General features: G+C 63.3%; 27 protein-coding genes. 17 read left to right on the forward strand and 10 right to left on the reverse strand.

Annotated elements, in window-relative coordinates; translation table 11 throughout:
- Positions 1–3: 3 nt before the first annotated feature.
- Both RFM40_RS26025 and RFM40_RS26030 read right to left on the reverse strand, forming a co-directional pair.
- Entirely contained in the window at positions 4–1,638 is a 1,635-nt protein-coding gene (locus RFM40_RS26025) for a tetratricopeptide repeat-containing sulfotransferase family protein (RefSeq protein WP_320278551.1), read from the reverse strand.
- Between the two features lie 188 nt (positions 1,639–1,826).
- Positions 1,827–2,225, reverse strand: a complete 399-nt coding sequence (locus tag RFM40_RS26030; protein WP_320229227.1) for a Kazal-type serine protease inhibitor domain-containing protein — start codon at positions 2,223–2,225, stop codon at positions 1,827–1,829.
- Between the two features lie 569 nt (positions 2,226–2,794).
- Here RFM40_RS26030 and RFM40_RS26035 point away from each other — a divergent pair.
- The 3 genes from RFM40_RS26035 (at position 2,795) to RFM40_RS26045 (ending at position 4,065) form a co-directional block, all read left to right on the forward strand.
- The gene (locus RFM40_RS26035; RefSeq protein WP_006202520.1) at positions 2,795–3,007 is read left to right on the forward strand and encodes a cold-shock protein; all 213 of its coding nucleotides are present in this window, start codon (positions 2,795–2,797) and stop codon (positions 3,005–3,007) included.
- Positions 3,008–3,244: 237 nt separating this feature from the next.
- Positions 3,245–3,457, forward strand: coding sequence for a cold-shock protein (locus tag RFM40_RS26040; protein WP_006202521.1), 213 nt, complete (start codon positions 3,245–3,247; stop codon positions 3,455–3,457).
- A gap of 194 nt (positions 3,458–3,651) precedes the next feature.
- Positions 3,652–4,065 (forward strand): BA14K family protein, encoded by a 414-nt coding sequence (locus RFM40_RS26045; protein WP_320274286.1) that lies wholly within the window; start codon positions 3,652–3,654, stop codon positions 4,063–4,065.
- A 68-nt stretch (positions 4,066–4,133) separates the two neighbouring features.
- Here the strand turns inward: RFM40_RS26045 and RFM40_RS26050 are convergent, their stop codons facing one another.
- The 3 genes from RFM40_RS26050 to RFM40_RS26060 form a co-directional block, all read right to left on the reverse strand.
- Positions 4,134–4,775 carry an MBL fold metallo-hydrolase gene (locus RFM40_RS26050; protein ID WP_320229229.1) on the reverse strand — a complete coding sequence of 214 codons (642 nt, stop codon included), beginning with the start codon at positions 4,773–4,775 and terminating at the stop codon, positions 4,134–4,136.
- A 191-nt stretch (positions 4,776–4,966) separates the two neighbouring features.
- Entirely contained in the window at positions 4,967–5,284 is a 318-nt protein-coding gene (locus tag RFM40_RS26055; RefSeq protein ID WP_320229230.1) for a hypothetical protein, read from the reverse strand.
- 146 nt (positions 5,285–5,430) lie between these two features.
- On the reverse strand, positions 5,431–6,324 hold the full coding sequence (locus RFM40_RS26060) for a branched-chain amino acid aminotransferase (protein WP_320229231.1): 894 nt from the start codon (positions 6,322–6,324) through the stop codon (positions 5,431–5,433).
- Between the two features lie 262 nt (positions 6,325–6,586).
- Between RFM40_RS26060 and RFM40_RS26065 the strand changes: the two genes are divergently transcribed.
- The 5 genes from RFM40_RS26065 to RFM40_RS26085 all read left to right on the forward strand — a co-directional run bounded on the left by RFM40_RS26065 (position 6,587) and on the right by RFM40_RS26085 (position 11,727).
- A complete protein-coding gene (locus RFM40_RS26065; RefSeq protein WP_320221844.1) occupies positions 6,587–7,120 on the forward strand; it encodes a MarR family winged helix-turn-helix transcriptional regulator in 534 nt (177 codons plus the stop codon).
- Complete coding sequence (locus RFM40_RS26070) at positions 7,107–7,826, forward strand: response regulator (RefSeq protein ID WP_059188911.1); 720 nt, start codon at positions 7,107–7,109, stop codon at positions 7,824–7,826. The genes RFM40_RS26065 and RFM40_RS26070 overlap by 14 nt, the downstream gene beginning before the upstream one ends.
- Before the next feature lie 51 nt (positions 7,827–7,877).
- Positions 7,878–9,293, forward strand: a complete 1,416-nt coding sequence (locus RFM40_RS26075; RefSeq protein WP_320229232.1) for an ATP-binding protein — start codon at positions 7,878–7,880, stop codon at positions 9,291–9,293.
- A 207-nt stretch (positions 9,294–9,500) separates the two neighbouring features.
- Positions 9,501–10,523 (forward strand): glycosyltransferase family 4 protein, encoded by a 1,023-nt coding sequence (locus tag RFM40_RS26080; protein WP_320229233.1) that lies wholly within the window; start codon positions 9,501–9,503, stop codon positions 10,521–10,523.
- Positions 10,524–10,848: 325 nt separating this feature from the next.
- Positions 10,849–11,727 carry a hypothetical protein gene (locus tag RFM40_RS26085; RefSeq protein ID WP_320278552.1) on the forward strand — a complete coding sequence of 293 codons (879 nt, stop codon included), beginning with the start codon at positions 10,849–10,851 and terminating at the stop codon, positions 11,725–11,727.
- A gap of 3 nt (positions 11,728–11,730) precedes the next feature.
- Here RFM40_RS26085 and RFM40_RS26090 read toward each other — a convergent pair whose 3' ends face one another.
- The 3 genes from RFM40_RS26090 to RFM40_RS26100 all read right to left on the reverse strand — a co-directional run bounded on the left by RFM40_RS26090 (position 11,731) and on the right by RFM40_RS26100 (position 13,224).
- On the reverse strand, positions 11,731–12,090 hold the full coding sequence (locus RFM40_RS26090) for a tRNA-binding protein (protein ID WP_320274288.1): 360 nt from the start codon (positions 12,088–12,090) through the stop codon (positions 11,731–11,733).
- A gap of 18 nt (positions 12,091–12,108) precedes the next feature.
- Positions 12,109–12,609, reverse strand: coding sequence for a type III secretion system chaperone family protein (locus RFM40_RS26095; protein ID WP_040989643.1), 501 nt, complete (start codon positions 12,607–12,609; stop codon positions 12,109–12,111).
- Positions 12,610–12,921: 312 nt separating this feature from the next.
- Positions 12,922–13,224: an accessory factor UbiK family protein gene (locus RFM40_RS26100; RefSeq protein WP_320229236.1), complete on the reverse strand. Its 303-nt coding sequence runs from the start codon at positions 13,222–13,224 to the stop codon at positions 12,922–12,924.
- 131 nt (positions 13,225–13,355) lie between these two features.
- Between RFM40_RS26100 and lgt the strand changes: the two genes are divergently transcribed.
- The 6 genes from lgt to RFM40_RS26130 all read left to right on the forward strand — a co-directional run bounded on the left by lgt (position 13,356) and on the right by RFM40_RS26130 (position 19,183).
- Complete coding sequence (gene lgt / locus RFM40_RS26105) at positions 13,356–14,210, forward strand: prolipoprotein diacylglyceryl transferase (protein ID WP_320278553.1); 855 nt, start codon at positions 13,356–13,358, stop codon at positions 14,208–14,210.
- Complete coding sequence (locus RFM40_RS26110) at positions 14,207–15,274, forward strand: class I SAM-dependent methyltransferase (protein WP_320229238.1); 1,068 nt, start codon at positions 14,207–14,209, stop codon at positions 15,272–15,274. The genes lgt and RFM40_RS26110 overlap by 4 nt, the downstream gene beginning before the upstream one ends.
- 107 nt (positions 15,275–15,381) lie before the next feature.
- On the forward strand, positions 15,382–16,170 hold the full coding sequence (pgeF, locus tag RFM40_RS26115; RefSeq protein ID WP_320229239.1) for a peptidoglycan editing factor PgeF: 789 nt from the start codon (positions 15,382–15,384) through the stop codon (positions 16,168–16,170).
- Positions 16,170–17,321 carry a M24 family metallopeptidase gene (locus RFM40_RS26120; protein ID WP_320278554.1) on the forward strand — a complete coding sequence of 384 codons (1,152 nt, stop codon included), beginning with the start codon at positions 16,170–16,172 and terminating at the stop codon, positions 17,319–17,321. Before pgeF ends, RFM40_RS26120 begins: the two co-directional genes overlap by 1 nt.
- A 54-nt stretch (positions 17,322–17,375) precedes the next feature.
- The gene (locus RFM40_RS26125; RefSeq protein ID WP_320229241.1) at positions 17,376–17,987 is read left to right on the forward strand and encodes a hypothetical protein; all 612 of its coding nucleotides are present in this window, start codon (positions 17,376–17,378) and stop codon (positions 17,985–17,987) included.
- A gap of 260 nt (positions 17,988–18,247) precedes the next feature.
- Positions 18,248–19,183, forward strand: a complete 936-nt coding sequence (locus tag RFM40_RS26130) for a ribose-phosphate pyrophosphokinase (RefSeq protein ID WP_040970951.1) — start codon at positions 18,248–18,250, stop codon at positions 19,181–19,183.
- Here RFM40_RS26130 and RFM40_RS26135 read toward each other — a convergent pair.
- A complete protein-coding gene (locus RFM40_RS26135; protein WP_320229242.1) occupies positions 19,180–20,064 on the reverse strand; it encodes an AraC family transcriptional regulator in 885 nt (294 codons plus the stop codon). The genes RFM40_RS26130 and RFM40_RS26135 overlap by 4 nt on opposite strands.
- A 112-nt stretch (positions 20,065–20,176) precedes the next feature.
- Here RFM40_RS26135 and RFM40_RS26140 point away from each other — a divergent pair, with 112 nt between their 5' ends.
- Both RFM40_RS26140 and RFM40_RS26145 read left to right on the forward strand, forming a co-directional pair.
- Positions 20,177–21,418, forward strand: a complete 1,242-nt coding sequence (locus RFM40_RS26140; RefSeq protein ID WP_320229243.1) for an MFS transporter — start codon at positions 20,177–20,179, stop codon at positions 21,416–21,418.
- A gap of 191 nt (positions 21,419–21,609) precedes the next feature.
- Positions 21,610–22,359, forward strand: coding sequence for an SDR family oxidoreductase (locus tag RFM40_RS26145; protein ID WP_320229244.1), 750 nt, complete (start codon positions 21,610–21,612; stop codon positions 22,357–22,359).
- Between the two features lie 65 nt (positions 22,360–22,424).
- Here the strand turns inward: RFM40_RS26145 and RFM40_RS26150 are convergent, their stop codons facing one another.
- Positions 22,425–23,288 (reverse strand): alpha/beta fold hydrolase, encoded by an 864-nt coding sequence (locus tag RFM40_RS26150; protein WP_320229245.1) that lies wholly within the window; start codon positions 23,286–23,288, stop codon positions 22,425–22,427.
- 148 nt (positions 23,289–23,436) lie between these two features.
- Between RFM40_RS26150 and RFM40_RS26155 the strand changes: the two genes are divergently transcribed.
- Complete coding sequence (locus RFM40_RS26155; RefSeq protein WP_320229246.1) at positions 23,437–23,877, forward strand: MarR family winged helix-turn-helix transcriptional regulator; 441 nt, start codon at positions 23,437–23,439, stop codon at positions 23,875–23,877.
- Positions 23,878–23,880 lie beyond the last annotated feature (3 nt).

Here is a 23,880-nt window from a genome sequence, read left to right on the forward strand (position 1 = left end):
GCCTCAGGCGAGGCGATCGAGCAGCGGCTTCAGCCGATCGCCATAGCGCTTCCACAGATCGACCGAGCCCTGATACATCGGCTGGCGCACCTGCGCGGCGGACGCCGTGCGCACCGGCCGGTCGGTCTCGTGGAACGACAGCACCTTGTCGTCCCAGGGCAGGCCGAGTTGCGCCATCAGCGCCCTTGTCTGCCCCTCCTGGTCGGCGACGAAATCCTCATAGCGCACATCGTGCACGACGCCGGGCAGCACTTTGTGCCAATGCGCCATGATGTCCGTGTAGAGGTTATGGAAATCGGCGAGCTCGCCGAGGTCGTAGCCATAGCGGTGGCTGTCGCCGCGGAAATGCACCTTGAAGATCGACAGGCACGTGGCCGCCGCGTCTCGCGCGCAATGCACAATCTTCGCCTTCGGCAGCATCATGTGGAGGAAGCCGACCAGAAGGAAGTTGCCCGGCATCTTGTCGGTGACATGGCGGAAGCCCGGATAGCGGGTATGCAGCATGTCGAGATAAGCCTGCCCCGCCTCGGCGAAGGCCTTGTCCGGAATGTCGGCGATCCCCCAGGGAAAGCCGCCCGGCATGCTCATCGGAAACTGCTTGCCGACCGCCGTCTTCAGGATGCTGAGCTCGCCCGCGCCAAAAACCTGGGGATGGCTGGCGATGATCTGCTCGACCAGCGTCGTGCCGGAGCGCGGCATGCCGACGACGAAGATCGGCGTGTCGTCGGAAATGTTGCTCGTCCGGTGCTTTTCGAAGAAGGCCTTGTCGAAGACCGCCTTCATCGCCTCGAACTCGTCGCGCGTCCTCACCGGATCGTAGTCGATGCCCTTGCGGCGAATCGAATTGCCCTCGGCGAAATAGTCGAAGGCGCGGCCATAGTCCTTCAGATCGTCATTGGCCTTGCCGAGGCCGAAGGAAAGCTGCATGCGCGCAAGGCTCTCTCGCGGCGCCTTGGCGTGCTCGGCCTCCATGCCGGCAAGCTCCGGGTCGCGCTCGGACTGGCGCTTGACCTGTGTCAGCAAAAGCCAGGCTTTCGCCATGGCGGGAGCGATCGCCACCGCCTGGCGGGCAAGATCGGCGGCATCAGTGAGCTTGCCCTTCTCCATCATGGCGACGCCGAGCCCGTAGAGCAGCTCCGCGTCCTTGGGCCGGATCGACAGCGACTCGCGGAAGAGGGCAATCGCCTCGTCCAGCCGCCCGGCTTCCTGCAGCGTTTCGGCAAGGCCGATGCGCGCGCGGACATGGAAGGGGTTGCGGCCGATAGTGCCGCGATAGATCTCCTCGGCGCCCTCGAACTGGCCGAGCTGCTTCAGCGACGAGCCGAGATTGTCGCGCGCGGCTAGCTGGTCCGGCCGGATCTCCACCGCGCCGCGGAAGAAATCGGCGGCGGCGGCGACGCGACCGAGATCGCGCATGACCGTGCCCATATTGTTGAGGAAATCGGCATTCCTGGACTGCAGCGTCACCGACTGCTCGATGAGGTCGAGCCCTTCCTCGCTGCGGCCGGTCTGATGCAAGAGAAGGCCAAGGAAATGAAGTGCAGCGGCATGGTTCGGCTGCTGCCCCAGCACCTGCCGGTAAAGCGACTCCGCTTCCTGGCGGCGCCCCGCCTGGTGCAGTTGCAGCGCGCGCTGCACATAGGGATCGAGCGGGCTCGCCGATCCTGGCTTGCCGCCCGCGTTTGCCGCTCTTCTCTGATCTCTGTTAATGGGAAACCTGCCGTATTTGTCCGCCCGCCGGACCTAAGCCAAGCGGACGGGAGATGCAAGTGTGTGGACTGGCGCTACGGCGGATTGCCTCGACACGCAGCGCAAACCAGGCCGCGCTAGCAAGGCCCGTCGCCGATGACGCGATAGTCCGCCGCGCGGGCCTCGCATGCGTTCGGGAAGGTGCGCACCGCGCCATGGCGCCTGGCGCAGACCGGCGCGTATTCGCGCGTGCAGAAGGTCTGCTCGCCGCCCCCGCCGCCGCCATCCCGGCAAGGACCATCGCGCACGATGCGATACCCGGCCGTCTCTGCCTGGCAGGCGTTGGCGAAGGTTTGGCGGTCGCCGCCGCGCCGTGCGCAGACCGGTTCATATTGCATGGTGCAGAGTTGCGGATGTGGCCTTGGCGGGCGTGGACGCGGCCCTTCATCGACCACGACGGTGCAGGCCGCCAGCAATGCCGACATAAGCAGGGCGACAAAGCCCTGCAGCGAAACGATTGCCGCTAGAAATCGCATGGGTCCCTCCCCGGTCCTCGTTCCGGCGCAACCGCGCCAACTCGCGCAATCCTCGACATTTCGGCATCGAACGCAACCCCGGCTTGTGGATTGCATGGGCGGAAGATCCAATGCATGTCGCCCAAAAGTGCGCAGCGGTTTTGGGAAAACGACATGCATCAAAACAAAGACTTAAAGCGCGTCGCTTGAGTCCGTTTCGACGTGACGCGCTTTATTGCCGACTGGCTTTCTCGCTGGCCCATGCCTGGCTCCTTTCTGGCCGATGACCAGTCATGGCGCCGGGTCTATCGATGCCCCTGCGTCGGGCGCGCTGAGGGCCGCCCGCGGCGCCGTCTTGCAACCATCACATTTCCGTGTAATAAATTTCGGGTTCGGGCATTTACGACCCGGAGAGCGGCACGTTTTGGAACGACCTTTCCCCGATAGTGTGAATCTCTGACGGCTCCGTTTTTCGGCGGGGGCCTTGACCATGCGCGAATGCATGACTGCCGAACCAAGCACCGGGACTAGCCCAGACACGAGACAGCGGGCGAGCCCACGAGACTGATACGGGTGAAGGAGTTTCCCCCATGGCCCAGACCGGCACCGTAAAGTTCTTCAACGCCACCAAAGGCTTCGGCTTCATCACGCCTGACGGCGGCGCCAAGGACGTGTTCGTCCACATTTCCGCGATCGAGGCCTCCGGCCTGCGCACGCTCGTCGATGGTCAAAAGGTTACCTTCGACGTCGAGCCGGACCGCATGGGCAAAGGCCCGAAGGCGGTCAACCTGCGCGCGGCCTGAGCGGGCAACGCTGCCTGTCTTCCGCTGATGAATGGCGCGGCAGGATCATGAATTGGCTTCGCAAGAAGCTTGAGTTTTCGAGGGCGCGACGGGACCGTTGCGCCCTTTTTTGTCCGGCAAATGCTGGATTGGCAGGCGAAAACTTTCTCTTGCCGATAGCGCTAAAATAAAGGACAAATTTCCTCTCGGGCAGTTTGCCGGCCCGAGACTGACATGATGGGATCAAAGGAGCTTCCCATGCCGCAGACCGGCACCGTCAAATTCTTCAACCATGCCAAGGGCTTCGGCTTCATCACGCCCGACGATGGCGCGAAGGATGTCTTCGTCCATATTTCGGCCGTGCAGGCGTCGGGCCTTCCCGGTCTTGAGGATGGGCAGAAAGTGACATTCGACACCGAGCCGGACAAGCGCGGCAAGGGTCCGAAGGCCGTCAATCTGTCTATCGGCTAAGCCGGCTCACGACAGATCCGACGGAGGCTGAGCAGGCGGGACGCTCCCGCAGAGCTCGGAATTTTTGTTCGAGCCGCGAAATCGTTCGCCCAATTCCGTTCAGCCTCCGTTCAGCCACGGTCTTCTATCAATCTTTGCTAAAGCCGATCCGCATCCCCTGAAAAATACGCGGGCCGGCGCGAAGGAGACCGAAAATGAACCGAATTCTCAAGACCGCCATTCTGACTGCGGGCATCGCCGCGACGACGCTGGCCACCTTCTCGGCCGCCAATGCCGACGACTGGCGCTGGCGCCATCATCGTCACGGTGGCCATGGTGACGCTCTCGCCGCCGGCGTGGTCGGCCTTGCGGCAGGTGCGCTGATTGGCAGTGCGCTCAGCAACCCCGGGCCGAGGTACTACGATCCAGCCTATGATGACGGCTATTATGTCGACCGGCCCGTTCGCCGGTATTACGCGCAGCCGCGTGTCGTCTATGCCGACCGCTATGCCGAGCCGTGGACCCGCGACTGGTACGAGTACTGCTCGGACCGCTACCGCAGCTTCAACTCGCGTACCGGCACCTTCACCGGCAATGACGGCGAGCAGCATTTCTGCGTCGCCAACTGACAAAGCTTAGGGTTCCCTGCCCCAAGCGAAGCGCCGCCTCTCGGTGGCGCTTTTCTTTTGGATGCAGGTCAGACCAAAAACGGATTGGTCCGCCGCTCCTCGCCGAAACGGCCGCCCGGACCGTGGCCGCAGATGAAGCCGACATCGTCGCCGAGCGGCAGGAGCTTGTTCTTTATCGAGGCGATCAGCGCGGCGTGATCGCCGCCCGGCAGATCGGTGCGGCCGATCGAGCCGCGGAACAGCACGTCGCCGACATGGGTGAACTTGGCCGCGCGGTTGTAGTAGACGACATGACCCGGCGCGTGACCCGGGCAATGCAGCACCTCGAACACATGCTCGCCGAATGAAACCGTCTCGCCTTCGATGAGAAACCGGTCCGGCACGCAATTGCGTACGGGATCCGTGAGCCCGAAACGCCTGGCCTGGTTCTCGAGGTTGGCAAGCAGCGGTCGATCGGCCTCATGCGGGCCGATGATGTCGATGCCGAGCGCATCTTTCAGTTCCATCGCGCCGCCCGCATGATCGATATGGCCGTGGGTGATCCAGATCGCTCCCGCCGTGATCGCATTGTCCTTGAGCACCGCCAGTATCTTGTCGACATCGCCGCCGGGATCGACGACGACGCCGTTCCTGTCGTCCATGTCGAACAGGATGGCGCAGTTCTGCTGGAAGGGCGTGACCGGCACGATGCCGGCATTGAGCTGACCCATGGCTTTCCTTTCCCCACGGCTTTCCTTTCGAAGTGTCGCCCAGATGTAGACAGGTGAGCGAGCGGCGTCCACCATCCGGCCGGAGCGAATGATCCTCGAAAAAGAAATGGGCGGCCGTAGCCGCCAGCAAATGCTTGAAAAGAAATGGGCGGCCGTAGCCGCCCATGGCGAAGCCCGAAAAAAATATAGGCCTATTTCTTCATCGCGCCCATGACCGCGCCGATGATGGCGGTCAGGATGGCGCCGCCACCGGCGCCGCCGACGATGTTAGGCACGTTCAGCGCGCTGCCCAGTCCGCCCGCTGCTGCCGCGGCCGCCGCCGGATCGACCGTGCCGCCGCCGAGCAGGCTGCCGAGAATGGCCGCGCCGCCGACGCCGCCGATAGCGCCGCCGAGGATCTTGGGAAGTTGGCCCATTGCCGCCTGTTTCAGCGCCGCGCCGACTGCCTGACCGCCGATGACACCCGTGATCACCTGAATAACGATCGCAACGAGTGTGTTCGTATCCATGTACCTAGTCCCTCCATAGCCGCCAGCCTCCTCGGGCCGACGCCATCATGAGACGCCGAATTGTTCGAAAGTCAAATGCGCGAGCGCTTAAATAAAAGGGGCGGCCCGAAAACCGCCCCTGCTGCATAAAAAAGCTGTGACTATCGCTATTCTGCGGCGATGGCGTGCTTTGGTTGCACTGCAGCAGAATAGTCGTTCATCAACGTCTTGGCGATCTCGCCAACCTCGAATCGGTACGGGCCGATCTCCGAAACCGGAGTGACTTCCGCGGCCGTGCCGGTGAGGAAGCACTGCTCGAAGCCTTCGAGCTCTTCAGGCATTATGGCGCGCTCGATCACCTCGAGACCTCGATCCTTGGCCAGGCCGATCACGGTGCGGCGGGTGATGCCGTCGAGGAAGCAGTCGGGCGTCGGCGTGTGGATCTTGCCGTCCTTGACGAAGAAGATGTTGGCGCCGGTGGCTTCCGCCACCTGGCCGCGCCAGTCGAGCATCATGGCGTCGGCATAGCCCTTGGCCTCGGCGGCGTGCTTGGAGAGCGTGCAGATCATGTAGAGGCCGGCGGCCTTGGATTTGGACGGCTCGGTGCGCGGGTCTGGGCGGCGCCATTCGGCGATGTCGAGACGAATGCCCTTCAGCTTCTGCGCCGGGTCGAAATAGCTCGGCCATTGCCATATGGCGATGGCGCAGTTGATGCGGTTGTTCTGCGCCGAGACGCCCATCTGCTCGCTGCCGCGCCAGGCGATCGGGCGCACATAGGCGTCCTGGAAACCCTGCTTCTTTAGCAGCGTGCGGCAGGCCTCGTCGATCTCGGCGACCGAATAGGGAATCTTGAAGCCGAGCAGGCGCGCCGATTCATGCAGGCGCTCGTTGTGCTCGGTCAGTTTGAAGATCTGGCCGCCATAGGCGCGCTCGCCTTCGAAGACGGCGCTGGCATAGTGCAGGCCGTGGGTCAGCACGTGGATCTTGGCGTCGGCCCATTTGACGAACTCGCCGTTCATCCAGATGAAGCCTTCCAGTTGATCGAAGGGAACAGATGCCATGGAAACCTCCCGCGGGCGGGCGCCCGCAAATCGTTGTGTCATATAGCGTTTCGCGTCAGCCGCGCCACAGGTCCGAAACGCCGGCCGGTGCTTGGAAACCTAGGCGGATATTCAATCCATGGCAAACTCAGGAAGTTCCGGAAAAACCGCTTTCGCTTGCCTTTTTTGTTCGCAATCCGCCGAAAAGCTTGTCAAAAATTATCATTGCCGGGGAAATTACGTCAACAGTGCTGACATAATCCCGCCTTCGCATGGAGAAATGATGACGGATCGAAGCCCCGCAGCCGGAAAACCGATCAGAACGGCGATCACCGACGAGGACGGCATCGACTTTGCCATCATCGAATTGTTTTTCTTCGCTTATCGCGACTTCACCTCCGATCCGGACCAGATCCTCGCCGATTACGGCTTCGGCCGCGCCCATCACCGCGTGCTGCATTTCGTCAACCGCAGGCCCGGGCTGACGGTCGCCGAGCTGCTCGACGTGCTGAAGATCACCAAGCAGAGCCTCGCGCGGGTGTTGAAGCAGTTGATCGACACCGACCATATCGTCCAGTTGCAGGGCCCGCGCGACCGCCGTCAGCGCGAACTCTATCCGACCGCCAAGGGCCGCGCGCTGGCGCTGGCGCTGGCGCGGCCACAGTCGCGCCGCATCCGTGCTGCATTGGAGGATTCTGGGACCACCGAACGCACCTCGATCGAAAGATTCCTGGAGGCGATGGTCAATCCGGAACTAAGAGCGCAGATCAACATTGTGCCTGCGCAAACATCGGGGAAGAAAAATGGAGACCACTGAGAAGGTTGATCATCCGGCGGCGCCCGGCGATGATGCGCCGCATCTGCTGGTGGTCGATGACGATACCCGCATCCGCAATCTGCTCAAGCAATACCTGTCCGAGAATGGCTTTCGCGTCACGGTCGCCGGAAATTCAGGCGAGGCCCGGCGCAAGCTCGCGGGCCTCGACTTCGACCTGCTCGTGCTCGACGTCATGATGCCTGGTGAAACCGGCGTCGACCTCACCAAGGCGCTGCGGGCAGAGAAGAACGTGCCGATCCTGATGCTGACGGCGCTGTCGGAAACCGACAGTCGCATCACCGGGCTGGAAGCCGGCGCCGACGACTATCTGCCGAAGCCCTTCGACCCGCGCGAGCTGATCCTGCGTATCAACAACATTCTGCGCCGCGGCGGGCCGGCGGCGACGCCGAAGGTCGAGCAGCTCGTCTTCGGCCCTTACACGTTCCAGATCGCCAAGCGCGAACTGAAGCGTGGCGGCGAGGCGCTGAAGCTGACCGACCGCGAGCAGGAGATCCTGGCGATCTTCGCCGCGCGTGCCGGCGAAACCATCCCGCGGCACGAGCTCGTCGGCGACGAATCGGACGTCGGCGAGCGTACTATCGATGTCCAGATCAACCGACTGCGCCGAAAGATCGAGCGCGATCCGTCCAATCCGGTGTGGCTGCAGACCGTGCGCGGTATTGGGTATCGGCTCAGCGTGGAATAACATCCTCTCGACGGCCTTTTGCTGAACGGCCATCGACGAGCGGAAGGGCGAATGGCGACCACGCAACTGGAACATCCGAAAGGAGGCGGTCCCGGCGATTTCGCGATGCGGACGCTGAAGGCGATGCCGCGCGCCTGGAACCGGTTCTGGCGCCTGGTCGCGCTCTATATGCCGAAGCGGCTTTATGCGCGCTCGCTCATCATCGTCATCGCGCCGATGATCCTCCTGCAGTCGGTCGTCGCCTTCGTGTTCATGGAGCGGCATTGGCAGACGGTCACCCAGCGTCTGTCGCAGGCCACCGTCCGCGATATCGCCGCCATCATCGACATGATGGAGACCTATCCGCACGACGCCGACTACGCCAACATCATCCGCATCGCCCAGGACCGCATGCAGCTGAAGGTGGATCTGCTGCCGCCCGATCCGCTGCCGCCGCCCGGACCGAAACCGTTCTTCTCGATCCTCGACGAGGCGTTGTCGTCAGAGATCACCAGACAGATCAACCGCCCCTTCTGGATCGACACCGTCGGCAATTCCAATATCGTCGAGGTGCGCGTCCAGCTCGAAGGCAAGGTCTTGCGCGTCTTCGTGCGCCGCAGCCAGGCCTATGCCTCCAACACCCATATCTTCCTGATCTGGATGGTCGGCACCTCGCTGGTGCTTTTGATGATCGCCATCCCCTTCCTGCGCAACCAGATCAGGCCGATACTCACCCTTGCCGAAGCCGCCGAAAGCTTCGGCAAAGGCAGGCCGATGCCGCGCGATTTCCGCCCGCGCGGCGCGGAGGAAGTGCGCCGCGCCGGCTTCGCCTTCATCCAGATGCGCGAGCGCATCGAGCGCCAGATCGAACAACGCACCGCCATGCTGACCGGCGTCAGCCACGACCTCAGGACCATCCTCACCCGTTTCAAGCTGCAGCTGGCGCTGGCGGGCGGCAAGGCCGAGACCAAGGCTGCGCTCAACCAGGACATCGACGACATGCAGTCGATGCTGGAGGGCTACCTTGCCTTTGCCCGCGGCGAGGCTACTGAGGATACCGGCCGCTTCGATCTTGAGATCTATTTCCAGAAGCTGGGCGAAGAAGCGCAGTTGCGCAAGGCCAAGCTGTCCACCACCTTGATCGGCGATCCGGCCGTGCACGTGCGGCCGAATGCCTTTGCCAGGCTGCTGTCCAACGTCATCGGCAACGCCTTCCGCTATGCCAAGACCGTCGAGGTCCATGCCAACCACGGCCGCGGCTCGCTGACCGTCACCATCGACGACGACGGTCCGGGCATCGCGCCCGACAAGCGGGAAGAGGTGTTCAAGCCGTTCTTGCGGCTCGACGAGGCGCGCAACCTCGATGCCAGCGGCACGGGCCTCGGCCTTTCGATTGCCCGCGACATCGCCCGCAGCCATGGCGGTGACATCACGCTCGAGGACAGCCCGCTTGGCGGCTTGCGCGCGGTGATCAAGGTTCCCGCCTGAATCGGGCAAAGACAGGGTTCATGCGCCCGTCATGAAATCATGATCAAGAGCGCCCATGAAGCGTGCGACCTTTATCGATTCGAGCCTGCCGCCTCGCTTTGATCCCGTCGTGCCTGGAAGGGTGCACTGGAGCGAAGCGCGAGCTGCCGCCTGGTTGCCGTTCCGCTACCGCGCGGGCGCGCTCAAAAGCCTTTCCAAAGGATCGCCATGCGCATCCTGATGGTCACCGATGCATGGCGGCCGCAGGTCAACGGCGTGGTCCACACGCTGGAGCGGCTGACCGAGACGCTGAAATCCCTCGACGTCCAGGTCGATTTCCTGACGCCGAACATCTTCCGCACCTTGCCGCTGCCGACCTATCCGGACATTCGGCTCGCGTTGACAACCCCCCGCCACGTCGCGCGCCTGATCGATCAGCGCAAGGCCGACCATGTCCACATCGTCACCGAAGGCCCCCTAGGCATCATGGCGCGCCGCTATTGCCGCAAGACAGGGCGTCCCTTCACCACCAGCTACCACACGCGCTTTCCCGAATATCTCAGCGCCCGCCTCCCGGTGCCTGAGAGCTGGGCCTACAACTGGCTGCGCGACTTCCACAATTCCGGACAGGGCACGCTTGTCGCCACGCAGTCGCTGGCGGACGACCTTGCCGCGCGTGGCTTCAACAAGCTGAGACCCTGGACGCGGGGCGTCGACATCGATCATTTCCGGCCGGACAAGCGCAAGGACACGAGCTTTTCACGCCCCGTCTTTCTTTGCGTCGGCCGCGTCGCGATCGAAAAGAACCTTACCGCCTTCCTCGACCTCGACCTTCCCGGCAGCAAGGTGATCGTCGGCGAAGGGCCGGAGCTGGCAAAGCTCAAGGCCCGTTATCCGAACGCGCATTTTCTCGGCCATCGCCCCAATGACGAACTGGCGGAAATCTACGCATCGGCCGACGTCTTCGTCTTCCCGAGCCGCACCGACACATTCGGCAACGTCATCATCGAGGCTTTGGCCAGTGGCACGCCGGTGGCCGCCTACCCGGTGACGGGACCGATCGACATCGTCGGCGACGGCGTCGGCGGGGCCGTGTCCGAGGATCTGGGCGAGGCCGCGCTCAAGGCGCTTCACATCGACCGTGCGGAAGCACGCCAGCGCGCCATGCGCTACAGTTGGAAGGCCTGCGCCGAGATGTTCCTCGACGTGGTCGAGGAAGCGCTGGGGATGCCGCGCAAGCTGGCTGCTTGACAGAGCCGGCGGCGTCAGCCCTCCGGCGGTGCGGATCGGGGGCAATTGGATCGCCTCTTCGACGCCGCCGACTCGTGCATTTCCACCAGGAAATCCTGGACTTCGATAACTTGCCAATGCCTTTGGGCAAGTCTTCCGCGTGAAGTTGTTTAGATGCGCCGCGAGATCGCGCGCCGACGAGCTTTGATCCCGCGAGCGCGCTCCTTGCGAGAGCTTGCGCGACAGTTCCTTGCGGTGCATTATTCTGCGTAAGTAGTTCGCTGCGGGGTTGACGCCGATTTCAACGCTGGACGAGTTGCCTGCCGTATCGCGGAAGCGTCGTGTCTTGCGCATCAGCAAGACCGTTGCGAGGGTGTTCGGCTATTGCCGCGCGAATGCCTGGTCGCTCTTCGTGGCCGCCTGGTTTCCCTGCTTTCTGACGACGCTCTGTCTGGCGGTGCTTGCCCTTATTCTTTTTGCCGATCCGGAGCAGGTGCCTACCTGGCTCTTATCGCCAGGCTTTGCCCCCAGGACTTGGCTTTCCGCGATTGTTGCCGCGCCGTTCTCGGCGATGGTCTTTGCGTTCGTTCTCGACCGCATGGCAAACGCGCCCGAGCGCGGCCGTGTCGTTGTTCGGCGCGGCATTGAAAATGTCAAACGCTTCGCTGTCCCGGGCATGCGCTTTGATCTCGGCCGGCGGATTCTTCTGGCTGCGTTGCTTCTCGCGGCCGTCCAGCTTTTTTGCGGCTTTGCGGTCGCCGGCGAGCACAGACTGTTTGTTGCCGGCCTGCTGGCCACACATGACCTGCCGCTCAGCCCCGAGGACGTCGCGTCTTGGGCGATGGTGAGGGGAGTCTTCAACATGCTTGTGGGCGGTTTCATACTTGCCTGGGCATATCTCTTTGTCGGCGATTTTCTCTGGACGGGATCGTTTGAACCAATCGGATGCTGGCGTGCGCTCGACGGCAATCGTCTGCGTTTCCTCGCCATAATGTTCATCGTTTTCGCAATAGTTGCCATACTCAAATATGGGCTGGGCCTCGCCGTAGGCTTGATCCTGATTCCCGCGGATGGCGCGTCGCCTTCCTTCTTGAACCTTATGCTGATGCATTTCGGACTGGCCTGGCCGTTCGACGTCCTCCATCTCGTGCTTTCAGCCGCAACGGTAGGGACCATTCTCGGCGCGTTTCGGCCACCAGCCATCGCTTCGCAGTCTGCTCGGTAATTTTTAGAATAGGCGTCCGCCGTTCGGCACCTTGCGCTCTATGGCGCCGAGCACCACGGCGCCCTCTTCATCCGGAAAGCCAAGCGTCAGCACTTCCGACATGAACGGGCCGATCTGGCGCGGCGGGAAATTGACCACCGCGAAGACCTGCCGGCCGATCAGCGTCTCCGGCGTATAATATTTGGTGATTTGCGCCGAAGACTTCTTCACCCCGATCGCCGGACCGAAATCGATCTTCAGCTTGAACGCCGGCTTGCGCGCCTCCGGAAACGGCTCAGCCTCGATAATCGTGCCGGCACGGATGTCGACGCGGTCGAAATCGGCAAAGCTGATCTCGGGCTTGCGCTCGCTGCTGGAACTCATCGCTGGTGTCTGCCTGGTTCAGGCGTTTCCATGGGTCTCAAAGAGCACGCTGGACAGCGCGTCCTTGGCCGATGTACCCGACCAGACAACGAACTGGAAGGCCTGGAAATAGCACTCGCAGGCCTCGAGCGCCGAGGACAGCAGCACCTCGACCTGCTGGCTCGAAGGCTCGACCCCGCCGGCAAGCAGCAGCGACTGGCGAAACATGATTGCGCCCTCCTGCTCCCAGAGGTCGAAATGGCCGAACAGCATCTGCTCGTTGATGAGCGACAACAGCCGCATCACCTCCAGCGCGCGCGTCTCCGGCACCTTGATGTCGAAGGCGCAGGCCAGATGCAGCGCCTCGAAATCCTCCATCCAGGAGAAGGAGACGTGATAGTCGGTCCAACTGCCGGCCACCGAAATCGAAATCTCGTCGTCGCCGGCGCGTTCGAAGGACCAGTCGTTGTTGTGAGCCACCTGCTCGATGACATCCACCGGGTGGATTTCGCGGGAGAATTCGAGTTCGAGGAGTTCCATGAATGCTTCCTGTGTTCAGGGGAGCGCCACACGCTCCGCGGGGCACACACGACGAACAATCTGTCTAGAACTCGGACGGCCAGGGCTTTCCAAACGCAAAGACCCCAACCGGACCCCACCGCCCGGCGCATGATCCTGCTCCGAATCATGCAACAAATTCAGTCTATTGATCGGGAGTCGCGTGAACAGCCCAATTTTTCGCACTGCGTCATTCGCATGTGGAAAGGCGCTGTCAAAAAGATTCATGCAATGCCGGTAAGCGATTCACGGCAAAGCGATTTTTCGGATCGCGCTTTGTGGAAAAGTTTACGATTATTTTTTTGATCTGGGCTTCGCCGCAGCCGCCGGTGCGGCCTGTCCGGTCAATTCGGCGAGCTTCGCCTCGAGCGCTTCGACGCGCGCCGCGAGTTGGATGTTGTCTTCCCTGGCCTTGACGGCCATCTCGCGCGTGGCCTCGAACTCCTCGCGCTGCACCACATCCATCGAATTGAGCAGGCGCTCGGCCTGGCTGCGAAAGGCTGTCTCCATCTCACGCCGAACGCCCTGGGCTGCCCCCGCTGCATCCGTCATCAGCTTGGCGAAATCATCGAGAATGCGGTTCGGTCCGTTCGACATGGCAGATCCTCGCTTGCTGGTTTTGACGTAGTGGCGCGCGACGCGGAATGCAAGCGAAGCCTGCCTTGACCCCGCCAAAACCCTGCCGCATGGTCCGCGCCCGATAGACGACCGCAATCGGGAGACCCAGTTTGAGCGAATATTTCCTGCTGCCGCTGGCCTCCCTGCCCTTCCCCAATATCGATCCGGTCATCGTCCGTATCGGACCGCTGGCAGTGCATTGGTATGGCGTCGGCTACATCGTCGGCATCCTCTTTGCCTGGTGGTACGCCAAGCGTTTGGTCACCAATTCTGCGCTGTGGCCGGACGGCAAGCTGCCGATGAAGCCCGAGGACCTCGACGATTTCATTGTCTGGGCAGCGATCGGCGTGGTGCTCGGCGGGCGTACCGGTTACGTGCTGTTCTACGACCTGCCGCGCTACATCGCGCACCCGCTCGACATCTTTGCCGTCTGGCAGGGCGGCATGTCGTTCCATGGTGGGCTGCTCGGTGTCATCCTTGCCATGACACTGTTCTCGCTCAAGCGCGGCATCCATACCTGGACGCTGTTCGATGTGGTGGCGGCCGGTGTGCCGGTCGGCCTTGGGCTGGTGCGCGTCGCCAATTTCATAAATTCGGAACTCTGGGGCAGGCCTTCAGACGTGCCTTGGGCGATCGAATTCCCCAATGGCGGCCCGTTCACCCGGCATCCCAGCCAGCTCTATGAGGCGCTGCTCGAAGGCCTCGTGCTGTTCCTGGTGCTGCGCTTCCTCACCCATTCGCGGATGAAGCTGAGGACACCGCGTTTCGTCGGCGGCGCCTTCATCTGCGGCTATGGCCTGTCGCGCATCTTCGTCGAGTTCTTCCGCGAGCCCGATCAGCAGCTTGGCTACCTGCTCGGCACCAATTGGCTGACCATGGGCATGATCCTGTCCACACCGATGGTGCTTGCCGGCATCTGGGCAATGGCGACGGCAAAGCCGGTGTCGCAACCGCAAGCGATATGACCCGGCTGAAGGAGCGCATTGTCGACCTGATCGGCGCCGTGGGGCCGATCCCGGTCAGCGAATATATGGCGCTCTGCCTGTTCGACCCTAAGGACGGCTATTACACGACAAGAGAGCCCTTCGGCGTCGCCGGCGATTTCGTCACCGCGCCGGAAATCAGCCAGATGTTCGGCGAGCTTGTCGCCGTCTGGCTTTACCTGGCCTGGCAGCGCGCCGGCCGGCCGCTCCCCGCCACCTTCGCCGAAATCGGGCCCGGCCGCGGCACGCTGATGAAGGACATGCTGCGCACCTGGTCACGGCTCGACCCCGCGCTTGCCGCCGGCGCGTCCTTTGCCATGATCGAGACCAGTCCGTGCCTTGCCGACGTCCAGAAAGAGACTCTGGCCGGCCAGAGCGCGGCCCTCGCCTGGCACCAGACCATCGACACGCTGCCCCGACGGCCGCTTTTCATCGTCGGCAACGAGCTGTTCGACGCGGTGCCGATTCGCCAGTTCGTCTATGTCGGCACCGGTTGGCGCGAGCGCATGGTCGGCCTCGACGACGCCGACAATCTCCGTTTCTTCGCCGGCGCCGGTTCCGTCGACCCGGCGCTGCTGCCGCCGGGCGCTGCCGACGCGCCGCAGGGCGCAATCGCCGAGGTGGCGCCGGCCCGCGCGGCGCTGATGTCGGCGATAGCCGAGCGCATCGCCGGCCATGGCGGCGCCGGGCTGTTCATCGACTATGGCCATCTTGTACCCGGCCTCGGCGACACATTGCAGGCCCTGCGCAGGCACGATCACGAAGACGTGCTGGCCAATCCCGGCGAGGCTGACCTCACCGCCCATGTGGACTTCGCGGCTCTGTCCGCGAGCGCCGGCGCGCACGGCCTCGACGTGGAACTGACCACGCAGGGCGAATTCCTGCTCGGCATGGGGTTGCTCGAGCGCGCCGGAGCACTGGGCGCCAAGGCCGATGACGGCGAGCGGCAGGCGATTTCCGACGCGGTCGAACGCCTCGCCGGGCCCGATGCGATGGGCGAGTTGTTCAAGGTGATGAAGATCCTGCCCGCGGCGAAAACCGGCTGACATCGGCAGGCAACCCGTGCAAGCTGGTCCGGCCAATTTGCCGGACTTCTCCCACTCGCCCGAACTTCACCTTGACGAAATCGCCCGCGCGGACAACAAACCCATCCATGCTGAATCAGACCAGACCCGATCCAGTACGCTCGCCCCTTCTGGAGAAGGCGCAAGGCATCCGTCACGGTTACTTTACCCGCATCGGCGGCGTCTCCAGCGGCATCTACCAGGGCCTCAACATCGGCACCGGCTCGAGTGACGACCAGACGCTGGTCGCCGAGAACCGTCGCCGCGTCGCCGACTGGATGGGCGTGACAGCGGATCACCTGCTCACCGCGCATCAGGTCCATTCCCCCGACGTCGTCATCGCCAGGGAACCTTTCGCAGGCCCTCGCCCCAAGGCCGACGCCGTCGTCACCGACCGGCCAGGCATCGCCGTCGGTGCCTCGACGGCCGATTGCGGACCGGTCCTGTTCGCCGATGCCGAGGCCCGTGTGATCGGCGCGGCCCATGCCGGCTGGAAAGGCGCCTTTACCGGCGTGCTTGAAAACACCATTGCCGCGATGGAAGGTCTCGGCGCCCACCGGGAGCGCATCGTCGCCGTGCTCGGTCCCTCCATCGGTCCCGACAATTACGAGGTCGGGCCGGAGTTCGTCGCCCGCTTCGTCGAAGCCGACGCCGGCAATCAACGCTATTTCAAGCCGTCCGCAAATCCCGGCCACTCGATGTTCGACCTCAACCAATATACGGTCGACCGGCTGCGGGACGCTGGCGTGACCGCCGAAGGGCTCGGCCGCTGCACCTATGCGGAAGAAGATCTTTTCTATTCCTACCGGCGCACCACCCACCGCAAGGAAGCGGATTACGGGCGCCAGGTTTCGGCAATCGTTCTGGAGAAAGAGTAATGGCGCTGCATTTCGAACGTTCGGAATTCGACGCGCGGCGCGATCGGCTGCTGATCGAAATGGCCGAGAAGAAGCTCGACGCCGTGCTCCTGTTCGCGCAGGAGAGCATGTACTGGCTGACCGGCTACGACACCTTCGGCTTCTGCTTCTTCCAGTGCCTGGTGGTGAAGGCCGACGGCTCGATGGTGCTGCTCACCCGCTCGGCCGATCTGAGGCAAGCGCGCCACACCTCGACCATCGACAACATCGTGCTTTGGACCGATCGCGACAGCGCCAATCCGGCGATCGACCTGCGCAACCTGCTCAATGACCTCGATCTGCTCGGCGCCCGCATCGGCGTCGAATACGACACCCATGGGCTGACCGCCTATAATGGCCGCCGCGTGGATGAGCAGTTGCAGACCTTCGGCCAGATCGCCGATGCCTCCGGCATTGTCGGCCGGCTGCGCCTCTTCAAGGGTCCGGCCGAGGTCGCCAAGGCCGAAAAAGCCGCAAGCCTCGCGGACGATGCGCTCGACGCCGCGTTGCCGCTGATCAAGCAGGGCGGCGACGAAGCTCTGATCCTTGCCGCCATGCAGGGAGCGATTTTCGCCGGCGGCGGCGACTATCCCGCCAACGAATTCATCATCGGCTCCGGCGCGGATGCCCTGCTCTGCCGCTACAAGGCCGGGCGCCGCAAGCTTACCAAGAACGACCAGCTGACGCTCGAATGGGCGGGCGTCTTCCATCACTATCACGCAGCGATGATGCGCACCGTTTTGACCGGCAAGATCTCGAAGCGTCATCAGGAACTGTTCGACGCCGCGCGTGCGGCCCTGCTTGCGGTCGAGAAGGCGATGACGCCGGGCAACACCTTCGGCGACGTCTTCGACGCGCATGCCCGCACGCTCGAGGCGCACAACCTGACCAAGCACCGGCTGAACGCCTGCGGCTATTCGCTCGGCGCCCGCTTCACGCCATCCTGGATGGACATGCCGATGTTCTACCAGGGCAATCCGGAACCGATCGCGCCCAACATGACGCTGTTCGCCCACATGATCATTATGGACTCGGAAACCGAGACGGCGATGACGCTCGGCCGCACTTACCTCACCACGGAATCGGCGCCGAAGCCGCTCTCCCGCCATGATCTCGACTTGATCGTGCAGTGAATCCATAATGGTTGGTTCACGCGGGGGCGTTCGCCGCCAGGGAGTTTCGGGCAAATGAGACGATCGCAGGTGACGACCGTGTCATTGCTTGCGGCGCTGGCGCTTGCCGCTTGCACCAACGCCAAGGATGTCCTCGATCCTTCCGCCGTCAAGCCGCCGGCGAATTCGGCCCAGGCTTTGCCGGCCACGCAGGGCACATCGGCCACCACCTCCCCGACCACGACCTCGCCTGCCCCCACGGCGACGGCGGCGGCTTCGACACCCGCCACGCCGGCTCAGACCGCCGCTATCGCCAAGACCCGGCTGCAGGTGGCGCCGATCGTCGGCGCCTCCGTGGAAGCGGCAGCACCGCTGACGGCGGAACTGCAGGCGCGCGCCAGGCAGCGCGGCGTCACACTTGTCGGCAGCACCGACCAGACGGCAACGCATGTGCTGAAGGGCTATTTTTCGACGATGTCCGAAGGCAAGGACACCACCGTCATTTATGTCTGGGACGTCTACGACCCGTCGGGCAACCGCCTGCATCGCATCAACGGCCAGCAGAAGGCGCCTTCCGCCGGCAGCACCGAGGGCTGGCCGGCGGTGGCGCCGGCGACCATGCAGGCGATCGCCGATCAGACGATCGACCAGTTCACCGCCTGGCTTGGCAGCGGCGGCGCCGGCTAGGGCAATTCCAGGAAAGTGTGCGACGGTCTTCCGCCCGGTATTGCGTCAAAGCAGATAGCTGGAGCAGTTCAGCGACTCCACCGGGCGCTGAACTGCTCCAACGAACCTGTTGCCGGCTTGCGATGCCGTCAGCCTTTGTTGAGCCTTGTCGAAGGATTCCCGATCACGAGGCTTGCAATACCGGCACGGGCCGCTAAAAGCCCGCATAAAACGCTCATGAGAGTCCGTCAGGTCTCTCCATCCTTCACCAGGAACGGTGCATGAAGCTTTTCGCGGGCAATTCCAACAGGGTGCTGGCCGAAGCGGTCGCTCGCTATCTAAACATCCCGCTGGGTAAGGCCAGCGTCAGGCGCTTCGCCGATCAGGAGATCTTCGTCGAGATCCAGGAAAACGTGCGCGGCGAGGATGTGTTCATCCTGCAGTCGACCTCTTATCCGACCAACGACCATCTGATGGAACTGCTCATCATGATGGACGCCTTCATGCGCTCCTCCGCCCGACGCATCACGGCGGTGATCCCCTATTTCGGCTACGCCAGGCAGGATCGCCGCGCCTCCGGCCGCACGCCGATCTCGGCCAAGCTCGTCGCCAACATGATCACCCGCGCCGGCGCCGACCGTGTGCTGACGCTCGACCTGCATGCCGGCCAGATCCAGGGCTTCTTCGACATCCCGACCGACAATCTTTTCTCGGTGCCGGTGATGGCCCGCGACGTGAAGGCGAAATACAAGCAGCTCGGCAATGTCGTCGTCGTGTCGCCCGACATCGGCGGCGTGGTGCGGGCGCGCGCGCTGGCAAAACGCTTCGATGCACAGCTGGCCATCGTCGACAAGCGCCGCGAGCGCCCTGGCGAATCCGAGGTCATGAACATCATCGGCGCCGTCGCCGGCAAGGATTGCCTCTTGATCGACGACATCGTCGATTCGGGCGGCACGCTCTGCAACGCGGCGGAAGCGCTGCTCGCCAACGGCGCGACCAGCGTCACCGCCTACATCACCCATGGCGTGCTCTCGGGCGGCGCCGTAACCCGCATCGCCGGCTCGAAGCTGCAGGAACTGGTGATCACCGATTCCATCCAGCCGAGCCAGGCCGTGCTCGACGCGCCCAACATCCGCGTCATCTCGATCGCCGACCTGATGGGCGAAGCGATCTCGCGGACCGCAACCGAAGAATCGGTCTCCAGCCTTTTCGATTAAGCCGCGGCGCTGCTGGCCTGAACCGAACCGGTCAGCCGCTTGCTGCCTTCGCCTGCCTCGCGCGCGCCGCGCATATAGCCGCGGGGCGAAGTCCCGAGCATGCGCTTGAACATGGTGATGAAGGCCGGCACGCTGTCATAGCCGAGATCGAGCGCCACCCTGGTGATCGGCTCGCCATCGGCAAGCCTGGGCAGCGCGGCGAACAGGCAGGCCTGCTGGCGCCATGTCGACAGCGACAGGCCGGTCTGGCGATGGAAGGCGCGGGTGAAGGAGCGCCGGCTCATGCCCACAGCATCCGCCCATTCGTCGATCGTGGCATGCGGCGAAGGTGCCGCTACGAAGCGCCGGCAGAGCGCCGCGAGCTTCGGGTCCGACGGGAAAGGCAGGCCGAGCGGCCGCTCCGGCAGGTTCGGGATCTCGTGCAGCAAGAGCCCCATGATCAGCGCGGCGCGCCCTTCGAGCTCGCCGCCCTGCGGCAGCTTCTCCGATTCGACGATCAGGCTGTGCATCAGCTCGGTGATGCCGACGACGCGCAAGCCCTCCGGCAGCCCGGGAATGGCATCCGGCACGACATAGACCGAGCGCATCGAGACATCGCCCAGCATCTCGACGGAATGCTCGGTGCCGGCCGGTATCCACATCGCATGGTCCGGCGGCACCATCCAGCGACCGTGCTTGGTGGTCACCAGCACCACGCCGACCAGCGCGTGCAGCAGCTGGCTGCGGCTGTGGCGGTGCCGCGGCACGTGGTAGCCGTCCGGATATTCGGTCGGCAGCGCGACTGCCGGCCCGACGGCCTGCTCCAGCCATTGCCAGCGGCTTTCGTGCAGCCGGCCGAGTTCGGCGGCGTCGCCCCTGAAGATTTCCCGGCCGTGCGGCATCGGATGTGGCCCACTTGCGAAACTATTGGACCAAACCACGAAAGAAGTAACCTGACAAGCGTCCTATAAGGCTGCCTGCGGTTCGCCGCCAAAAAGACCACGGAGCATTGCCTTGACCGATACGACCGCCACCGCCGTCGCCACCCCGGCGCCGGCCAGCCACCCCTCGGCGCAAACGACGGCCCTCACCGTCATTCTTGCGGTGAGCTTCTGCCACTGCGTCAACGACATCATGCAGTCGCTGCTTTCGGCCATCTATCCGCTGCTCAAGGACAATTACGGTCTCGATTTCTGGCAGATCGGTCTTTTGACCTTCACCTTCCAGGTGACGGCCTCGCTGCTGCAGCCGGTGATCGGCATGGTCACCGACAAGCGGCCGATGCCCTATTCCCTGCCTTGGGGCATGGCCTCGTCGCTGGTCGGGCTGGTGGTGCTCGCTCATGCCGGCCATTACTGGCTGCTCCTGATCGGCGCCTCGCTGATCGGCATCGGCTCGGCGATCTTCCATCCGGAATCCTCGCGCATCGCCCGCTTCGCCTCCGGCGGCCGCTTCGGCCTGGCGCAGTCGCTGTTCCAGGTCGGCGGCAATTTCGGCCAGGCGATGGGCCCGCTGCTCGCCGCCTTTATCGTCGTGCCGTTCGGCCAGACCAGCATTTCCTGGTTCGCCGTCGGCTCGCTGATCGGCATCGTCGTTCTGTGGCAAGTCGGCGGCTGGTACAGCCGGCTGCGCGCCTCGATGGCCACCCGCAAGCAGGCGGCCCACGTCTCCCCCTTCCCGCGCAACAAGGTCATGTGGGCATTGGCGGTGTTGACGCTGCTGGTGCTGACCAAGAACGCCTATATCGCCTCGCTCTCCAGCTACTACACCTTCTACGCCATCCATAAGTTCGGCGTTTCGGTGCAGATGTCGCAGGTGATGCTGTTCCTCTTCCTCGGCGCCTCGGCGCTGGGCATCCTGCTCGGCGGCCCGTTCGGCGACCGTTACGGACAGAAGGCGATGATCTGGTTCTCGATCGTCGGCGTGCTGCCGTTCACGCTGGTGCTCCCCTACGCCAACCTGGAATGGACGATGGTGCTCACCGTGCTGATCGGCCTCATCCTGTCATCGGCCTTCTCCAACATCGTCGTCTTCGCGCAGGAGCTGGTCCCCGGCCGCGTCGGCATGATTGCCGGCATCTTCTTCGGTTTCGCCTTCGGCATGGGCGGCATCGCCGCCGCGGTGCTCGGCATCATCGCCGACATGAAGGGCATCGACTTCGTCTACCAGATCTGCTCCTACCTGCCCTTCCTCGGCCTGCTGACGGTGTTCCTGCCGAACATGAAGGAAGCCAGGAAGACGCAGGCGACCGGTTAGAAACGCCGATCTTCAGGACCTGATATGAGGGCGTGGCCGCTGCTACGCCCTCAGTGATTCTTTCCGCACACGCCAGGTGAAGCCTGCTAGTGTTCGATACGCGTGCGCGAGGCGACACAGTGAACATAAGGAACCGGGCTCAGCGCCTGATCGGTGCGCCGCGATACGCGTAAGAATGGGGGCAATCTGTAATGTCGAGACTTAAAGGCAAAGTCGCACTGATTACCGGCGGCACAAGCGGCATCGGCCTGGTGACGGCGCGACGCTTCATTGAAGAGGGCGCCCGCATCGCCATTACCGGCACCAATGCGGGCCGTCTCGAGGAGGCGCGCAACGTATTGGGCGGCGATGTGCTCATCATCGGCGCCGATGCCGGCGATGCAGCAGCCCAGAACGACATTGCCCGGCAGATCGGGGAAACCTTCGGCAGGCTCGACGCTCTCTTCCTCAACGCTGGCATCGCCGACCTGCGCCCGCTCGGCGACTGGACAGAGGCCGCGTTTGACCGGAGTATCGATATCGACCTCAAGGGACCGTACTTCCTGGTCAAGGCGCTCGTTCCGCTGTTTTCGAACCCGTCGTCGATCATCCTCAGCGGCTCGGTCAACGCGCATATGGGAATGGCCGGAACGCACGTCTATGCGCTGGCCAAGGCCGGCATGATCTCGCTCGCGCGGACGCTCTCGGGGGAATTGATAGGACGCGGTATTCGCGCCAATGTGATCAGCCCGGGTCCGATCGACACGCCGCTCAACGACAAACTTGGGCTGGACCCCGAAGCCGCGAAGGCGCGCGCGAAAGCTGTGGTCGGCCTCGTGCCTGCCGGCCGTTTCGGAACCGCCGAGGAAATTGCCAACGCAGTGGTTTTTCTCGCTTCGGACGAATGCCCATTTATGGTCGGCGCGGAAATGCTGATCGATGGCGGCTTGAGCATCGCCTGACATCGCCATGACGCAGGAACACCCGCCATCCGGCGGGTGTTCTTTTGTTGCGTTCTGAAAGGGCCTTACGCCTTGAAGAAGGCCAGCAGGTCCGCGTTGATGACGTCCGCGTGGGTCGTCGCCATGCCGTGCGGCAAACCCTTGTAGACCTTGAGCTCGCCCTTCTTGAGCAGCTTGATCGAAAGCAGAGCGGAGTCAGCGATCGGCACGATCTGGTCGTCGTCACCATGCATGACCAGCACGGGCACGTCGATTGCCTTTAGGTCCTCGGTGAAGTCGGTTTCAGAAAACGCCTTGATGCAATCGTAGTGCGCCTTGGTGCCGCCCATCATGCCCTGGCGCCACCAATTGTCGACGACCCCTTGCGACACCACCGCGCCCGGGCGGTTGAAGCCGTAGAACGGGCCGGCCGGAACATCGCGGAAGAACTGGGCACGGTTGGCTGCCTGGGCGGAGCGGAAGCCATCGAACACCTCGATCGGCAGGCCGCCGGGATTGGCGTCCGACTTGACCATGATCGGCGGCACCGCGCCGATCAGCACGGCCTTGGCGACGCGACCGCCGGAACCATACTTAGCGACATAGCGCGCCACTTCGCCGCCGCCGGTCGAATGGCCGACATGGATGGCACCTTGCAGATTCAAATGTGCTGTGAGCGCGGCGACGTCGGCGGCATAGGTGTCCATCTCGTTGCCGATGTCGGTCTGCGTCGAACGACCGTGGCCGCGACGATCATGCGCGATGACGCGGTAGCCCTTCGACAGGAAGAACAGCATCTGGGCGTCCCAGTCGTCGCTGCTCAATGGCCAGCCATGGTGGAAGACGATCGGCTGACCGGTGCCCCAGTCCTTGTAGTAGATTTGCGTTCCGTCCTTGGTGGTGATCGTGCCGCTGCCGGAGCCGGCCTTGGTCTGCGAAGCTTCAGTCATTTCCATCTCCTCTATAATTTTCGCCGTAAATAATATCGCGATAATGATATGCGTAACGTGATCGAGCCCGTTTGTCCACAAAAATATGTATCACGATAACATTTTTCGTGGTAGATAATTAATGCTCAGTCGGCAAAAGGAACGCGTCGTGCCTCTTCCCTTGGACAACCAGCTCTGTTTCACACTTTACACCACCAGCATGACAATCAATCGTACCTACAAGCCGATGCTGGACAAGATGGGGATCACTTATCCGCAATATCTGGTGCTCAACGCGCTTGGCGAGGCGGACGGCATGTCGGTGGGCAGCATCGCGCATCGGCTCGCCCTAGAATCGAGCACCATCACGCCGCTGGTGAAGCGCATGGAACAGGCCGGACTGGTCACGCGCCAGCGCAGCCGAACCGACGAGCGTCAGGTGCAGGTCGACCTGACTGCGGCCGGACGCGCCCTGTTGGTCCGGTGCAATTGCCTGAACGAGACCCTGATCGAGCGCTCGGGCATGACCATGGCGCAGCTCGACGCCCTGAATCGGCAGGTCCAGGCGCTGCGGGATGCGCTGAACAGGGACCTGGCCGGCGCCAGTTGAAGC

It is taken from the genome of Mesorhizobium captivum (assembly GCF_033977165.1).
GTDB lineage: Bacteria > Pseudomonadota > Alphaproteobacteria > Rhizobiales > Rhizobiaceae > Mesorhizobium > Mesorhizobium captivum.